Origin of the sequence: Verrucomicrobium sp. BvORR034 (genome assembly GCF_000739635.1) — a bacterium.
GTDB lineage: Bacteria > Verrucomicrobiota > Verrucomicrobiia > Verrucomicrobiales > Verrucomicrobiaceae > Verrucomicrobium.
Window position 1 is genome coordinate 1 of the sequence record NZ_BATQ01000013.1, and the last position, 6,866, is coordinate 6,866.

Annotated in this window: 4 protein-coding genes; all 4 read right to left on the reverse strand. The window is 62.9% G+C overall.

What is annotated here, in order from left to right:
* Nucleotides 1-1,697 (reverse strand): serine/threonine-protein kinase (locus BV034_RS02825; RefSeq protein WP_050023924.1); only part of this gene is annotated, 1,697 nt, incomplete at its 3' end.
* A 265-nt stretch (nt 1,698-1,962) separates the two neighbouring features.
* Nucleotides 1,963-3,735, reverse strand: coding sequence for a hypothetical protein (locus BV034_RS02830; protein WP_050023926.1), 1,773 nt, complete (start codon nt 3,733-3,735; stop codon nt 1,963-1,965).
* A 156-nt stretch (nt 3,736-3,891) separates the two neighbouring features.
* Nucleotides 3,892-5,364 (reverse strand): DUF1501 domain-containing protein, encoded by a 1,473-nt coding sequence (locus BV034_RS02835; RefSeq protein ID WP_050023928.1) that lies wholly within the window; start codon nt 5,362-5,364, stop codon nt 3,892-3,894.
* Nucleotides 5,365-5,375: 11 nt separating this feature from the next.
* A partial coding sequence (locus tag BV034_RS02840) for a DUF1553 domain-containing protein (protein ID WP_265592550.1) occupies nt 5,376-6,866 on the reverse strand: 1,491 nt, incomplete at its 5' end.

Sequence of the window (6,866 nt, forward strand, 5' to 3'; positions counted from 1 at the left end):
GAGGCCGTTCCTGCCGCCGGGGCTGGGGGCGAGGGATTGGTCCGTGGGGGCTGGCCGTACGGGTAGTCCGGCACATGGGCCACCACGACCGGAGGCTGAGGGGCGGTCTTCACAAAGGTGAAGGACTGCTGACGCTCCTGGTTGCGGGTGATCTCAAGAGGGATGCTCTTGAACTCCCCGGCGTAGCGCATGCTCACCTCATAAAGTCCGATGGGAAGGGTCAGCGTTTTCGGCGTTTCGCCCCGCAGTTTGGGAGCGGACTCGTCATTTGCCAGCTGCACCTCATAGGGAACGCCATCGGGATCGCTGGAAAGAAGCAGGGAACCGTGGCTTTGCACCAGCTTCACCAGTCCGGAGCTCTTCTTTTGTCCCGCCTGTAGATCCAGTTCGACAGTCTGGGGTTCGAAGCCTTCCGCAGCGATCTTGGCGGAATAGTGCCCAGGCTTCAGCTCAGGGAAAACTGCAGGCGTGTTTTTCGTTTGTCCATCCACGGAGACAACGGCTCCAGCCGGATCAGACTCCATGGTGAGTTGGGCAGGGCGGTTCATCCACCACCACGCGCCACCTGCACCCGTGGCGCCCAGCAGAAGGACCAATGTGGAAGTCAACGGCACCCAGGATCGCTTCGGCTCGTTTAGTTCGGCATTGGGCGGGGCGGGAAGACGATCCTGCCGGACTTGAATGGACCGGGGGCCATCCGTTTTCACGCGCACGCCTGCCATGATGGCATCAGTCCGTGCGGGCAGGCCCAGTCGGCGGGCCAGCTCACCAGCGGATTGAGGCCGTTTGGCCGGGTCCTTGTTCAGACACGCGGCGATGGCGTCTTCCCAGTCGCGAGGAATGTCCTCTGCCGCCTGGATTTCCAGTTCTTCCCGGCGCTGCCTCACAGAGGGGGCATTTTTCGCCGTGATTTGCATTGAGATGTCGCCGCTGTAGAAGGGCGGTTTCCCAGAGAGCAGTTCGTAAAGGGTCGCCCCCACGGAATAGATGTCATCTGTGGGCTTCGGGCGATCTCCCATGGCCTGCTGGGGGCTCATGTAGAGCAGCGTGCCGCTCGTGTTCGCCCGCATCATGCTCAGGCGGCTCATGGTGTCGGAGACACTCCGGGCAATACCAAAGTCAGTAATCTTCACCTGCGACTCGATGTTCACCATCAAGTTCGCGGGTTTCAGGTCGCGGTGCACCAGTCGGCGCTGCAAATGCGCGTAGTCCAGGGCATCACACATTTGTGCCAGCCACGGGGCGAGATCGTCCACGGCGAAGACGTGCTGGTTCTGGGAGAGCCGCATTTCGGAAAGGCTCTTCCCATTCACGTACTCCATGCTGATTGCCGCCGCCTCGTCGTCATCCACGAAGTCGTAAATGCGCACGATATTGGGGTGGGCCAGGTCGAGCCCGCGCCGGGTCTCATCCTTGAGCTCCTTCAGCGCTACAGGATCGGCACCGATGACATCTGGCAGGAATTTTAGTGCGACATGTCTGTCCAGCTTGGTGTCATCTGCCAGCCATACCACGCCCATACCGCCGCGGCCCAGCACGCGCTGCAGGCGGTAGCGATTGAAGACGAGTGTGCCACTTCCTGGGATCTTGATGGTGTTCAAGAGCTCCAGTTCGGCAGACGGCGCTTCAGCCGCCACTTCCGTGGGCGTCCGCGGAATCGTGGCACTGAGATTGAGCGTGTCTTCGTGGGGGTTCATGATTCCTTCGTGAGAAGGTTGCAGCCAGAAAGACTAACCTTCTTTCGTTTCCATGTCATCCTAAAGTGTTACTCGGGCTTCCGCAAATGCTCCCGTTCGATACGAATGAAACGCATGTGTGGATGTACCCCTTCCCGGAGGAGCGAAAATTGATGAGCGCATGGCGGTGGTGAAGAGAAACTACCTGGGTCGAGCAGAGTGTGCTTGGGGCCCTCTGTTGGCGAAAGGGTGGCCCTCCTCGATCAGGCTCCAGGAGTGTTTTGGTTCAGCCTGCGGAAGTCGGGGTCTCGTTGCCAGTCAGGGAGTACCCCAGCACCCGGTATCCATAGGGGCCAAAGCGGAGTTTGTCTCCGTCGCGCAGCAGCAGCAGCTCATGGGGCAGGGTGGGGGTGTCCATATTTCCTGCCCGTGAGAAGACACTGGCGGCGATGGGTTCGAGCCAGAACTGCCCGGCCAGCCGATGAATGCGAGCAGCAGGCACGGCACCGGCTTCGGCGCGGAACCATGGACGGCCGGACTTGGAGAAATGCAGGCCCACATCACTGAGGACCATGGCGGCCTCACAGAGCAGCACACCGCTTCCGCCCGCACGGACGATCACGGCGCCACCCAGCGGCGGCTCGTTTTCCTGTGCCCACTCCAGCACCTCCCGTTTCTCGGGATAGTCTGTGGGCATGGCGCGCACCTCAACGGGGTATTCACCCGCGAGCAGGAAGTTGAGTGGGGTGGCAGCTTCAGCCACCTGCACGACAGGGGCGTCGTTCACCACGCTGGGATTCACAGCGCTGCTTTCCTGCAGGCGCAGTTTTTCCCCCAGCTGGCGGATTTTGGTCTGGGTCCGGCTGATGCGGCGGGAGCGCCCGTCGTTCACATTGGAGCGGGGGCGGAACTGGGCCACGAAATCGGCGTCCGCAGCAGACCGTCCCAAGGTGAGACCGTCATCTGCCACCAGGGCAAAGATGGGTGCGTCTTCGTGATCTGGCACCAGACGAAGGCGCAGCGTAGGACGCATCACCTGAGCGGCTTCCTTTTCCGCCGGTTTCACTGCCACCGGGGGGCAGACTGGGGTAGGTGGCTCTGGGGGCCTGGCCGGGAGGGGCGGCGGCTGGGCCACGCGGATGGTGACGGCCAGCGGGTTCACGGGATTGATCTCCTCAGGCTGGGAGCGGGTAACCGTCACCGTCATCGTCCTCAACCGCTCCGTGTGGGCAGCGATGCTCGGACTCATGGAGATCCCGAAAAAGTCATCCATGAAGGACTTGGCGCTGACAAAGCCGGCCCGACCTTCGCTCGTGAGCGCCCGGCGCAGCAGCACGTTCTGCTGGGAGGTCAGTTGAGGCACGGGCTGATAGCGCGCGTTGCCGCCACGCATGGACTGGGGCTGGCCCAGCAAGTCACAACAGAGCGCGGCCAGGGGCAGCACGTAGTCGTGCGTATCCTTCGGAATCGGGTCCGTCGCGGCCGCCTTGAAGTCGGCCACGTTGAACTGCATGGTGGCCATCGGATCAAAGGATGGCACGTCCGAGCCCGTTGCCTCAAACGAGGGCACATCCGGGGCCGGGATGCGGGGCAGCCCCAGACGCGGGTCCACAAAGAGATTGGCCGCATCCAGCGCCAGTCGTGGCCAGCCCAGGGTGGTGGCTGCCTCACAGGCCTCCGTGATCAGGCGCAGAAATGCTTCCACCTCCTCCATCGAAAGGGCCTGACGCTGTTGGAGCAGTTCCTTGAGGCTGAACTCACCAGGAAACTCAGAAACCATCCATTGGAAGTCCTGCTCCAGCCGAAAGTCGAGCGCCCGGCACAGCAGGGCTACCGGGGGGCGGCTCATGGCCTCCACCACACGACGCTGACGCTCCAGAGAGGCTCGGCCCACGGGACTGGCGTAATCGCAAAAACTCAGGATAAACTGTTCCGGCGTGCCGCTAGTGCCCTGCACCACGTACCGCTGATGGGTGGCCGAAATGGAGGGCAGCCGGGCGGTAACTTGATATTTGTTGTCGAGGAACTGGTCGAGGGTCATGGCGGGCGGCTGCAGCATAAACAGGGGGCCAGCGCTGTCGAGCCGACGCACTGCCGCCTTTGCATGTCAATTTGCGCGCCCTTGTGACAGGGGGATCGGAAAAAAGTTCGTTTTAGGAGCTATTTCTTTGAGAATCAGCAGGTCTGGTGTGGAAAAGGCCGATCCGGCCTCATCTCACGCCAGGATTTCCTTCATCAATCGACCATCCCCGGTGGGGCCAATGAGGCGTTGGTTCAGCCCTTGATAGCGGTAGCTGAACTTGTGCGCATCAAAACCGAGCTGGTGCAGCAGGGTCGTCTGCAGATCGCGGATCGTGTATTTTCCCTCCACCACGTCGTAGCCTAGCTCATCCGTCGCCCCGTGGACGATGCCGCCTTTGATTCCGCCGCCCGCCATCCACATGGTGAAACAGTTGGGGTGGTGATCACGCCCCAGGTACGTGCTGCCGCCGCGCGCCTCGTTCATGGGCGTGCGTCCGAACTCGCCTCCCCACACCACGAGCGTGTTTTCAAGAAGGCCGCGCTGTTTGAGGTCCGTGATGAGTGCGGCACACGCCTGGTCCACCTCCCGGCACTTCTCTGGAAACTTGTTCACGAGGTCGTCGCCTTTGCCCGTGCCATGAATGTCCCAGCCCCAGTCAAAGAGCTGCACATACCGTACACCGTTCTCCACCAGCCGACGGGCCAGCAGGCAGTTGTTGGCAAACGAGCCCTCGCCGGGCTTCGCGCCATAGAGTTTGCGCACAGATTCCGGCTCCTTTTGGATGTCGAACACCTCCGGCACGGCCGTCTGCATGCGATAGGCCAGCTCATACTGGGAGATGCGGGTAAGCGTCTCGGGATCACCCAGTTCTGCGGCCTCCAGCTGGTTCAACCGACCCAGCGCATCCAGGCTGCGACGGCGGGAGTCGCGGGCCATGCCGTCCGGATTCTTGGAAAACAGGATGGGCTCACCCGTGGTGCGGCACTGCACGCCCTGATAGACGGAGGGGAGGAAACCACTGTTCCACAGGCTCTTGCCTCCGGTGGGGTCCGTGCCCCCGGAGAGCAGTACGACGAAGCCCGGCAGATCCAGGTTCTCACTGCCCAGTCCGTATGTCACCCAGGAGCCGATGGAGGCTCCTCCCGCACGCATGTCGCCCGTGTGGACAAAGAGCTCTGCCGGGGCGTGATTGAACTGGTCCGTGTTCATGGACTTCACCAGTGCGACCTCGTCCACGATCTTGGTGAAGTGGGGGAACATGTCGCTCACCCACGCACCGCTCTGGCCGTATTGCTTGAACTTGTAGGGGGAGCCCAGCATCTTCGGCCGACCCTTGATGAAGGCAAAGCGTTTGCCGGCGAACAGGGAGTCCGGGCAGTCCTGCATGTGCAGCTCATTGAGCTTCGGCTTGTAGTCGAAGAGGTCCAGTGTCGGAGGCGCACCGGACATGTGCAGGTAGATTACCGAGCGGGCCTTGGCCGGGAGCGGAGCCTGGTGGGGGATCAGGGGATTCTCCGGCAGCGATATGCCGCCCGCAGCGGGTGCGGCGGAGGCGAGGCCGGGAAGCATGCCCTGCAGGGCCATGGCACCGAGACCGAGGCCGGACTGCCCCAGAAAGGTGCGCCGGGTGGCGAGGCGGGCGCTGGCGAGATGGAAGGGGTTCATGGAAATAGAGATCAGCCTTTGGTGAGGACGCCGTCCAGGTTCAGCAACACATTGGCAACCATCGTCCAGACAGCCGCCTCGGCAGGATCGCTGCCAGTAGGGATGTCGCCGGCGAGACGGGCAGCGTCGGCGGGAACGGATTTCAAGTGGGCCAGTTCATCCTGGTAGAAGTCGAGGAGCGCAGTGACTTGTTCCGCGCCAGCAGGACGCACGAGGCTGAGTTCTAACCCATAACGAATGCGTTCCTCCGGAGTGTTCCCGCCTTCCTGGGCGAGCCGGCGTCCCAGGGACTGGGCCATCTCGAAGTAGGCCGGGTCGTTCAGCGTGACAAAGGCCTGCAGGGGCGTGTTGGTGGGCAGCCGGCGCAGGGTGGCGTTCTCCCGGCTTGGGGCATCGAAGGTGGCCATGCTGGGGTACGGCACCGTGCGCCGCCAGAAGGTGTAGAGTCCGCGGCGGTAGCGGTCCTCGCCCTTGCTCGTCTCCCAGGTGCGCTGGCCGTTGAAAGCGGCGCGCCACTGCCCGTCAGGCTGCGGGGGGAAGACGCTGGGGCCGCCCAGCTTGTGGCTCAGCAGCCCGGAGAGCATCAGCGCTTGGTCGCGCACCTGCTCGGCATCGAGACGACGGCGGGGATAGTGGGAGAGCAGGACATTGCGCGGATCCTTGGCGCGGGCGAGTTCGGAGGGCTTCGACGACTGCCGGTAAGTGCTGCTCATGACAATGGTCTTGAGGAGGGCCTTCACATCCCAGTTCAGGTCCATGAACTCCACGGCCAGCCAGTCCAGAAGTTCCGGGTTCGAGGGCAGGGTGCCCTGAGTGCCAAAGTCCTCCTCAGTCTCCACAATGCCGCGTCCGAAGAGCTGGGCCCAGAAGCGGTTCACCGTCACGCGGGCCGTCAGGGGATTGTCCCGGCTCATCAGCCAGTCGGCCACCTGGAGCCGGTCGGTCCCGCCAGGGGCAGGAGCGGGGTTGAAGCTTTTCAGCAGTGCCGGCTGCACAGGGTCTCCGGGGTTCAGGAAATTGCCTTTGACCAGGAAGTGGGACTGGCGCTGCTTGCCCGCTTCCAGGTCCTTCATTACAGGCAGCGGCACGGGTTTGACCGCCGTCTGCATTTCCTTTTGCTTCTTCTGCAGGTCGGAGCGGATCCGGGCATACACGCCGGAGCGATCCTTGTACCAGTCCAGCAGCTCTGCCTGGCTCTTCGCATCGCGGCTGGCAGACGGGATCGCCAGGAGATCCTGGATGCGGGCTGGCATGACCGGTTGCGGAGTCGGGTCGGTGGTGATGGAGAGGCGATACCGCCCCAGCACATGCTGGCTGCCATAGAGCTGGGCCAGACTGATTTGCAAACAGGTTGGACTGCCCTTGGTGCCCACGGGCGAGGAGGTCACGAACTGTGCGGTGTGCGCCCGGCCCAGCTGCGGACTCACTGCCCAGCCGGTGTCCGGTTTGCCGTCGATGGCGTGGGCCACGGTGAAGCCGTTTTGCTCGAAGTCGGCGGTTGC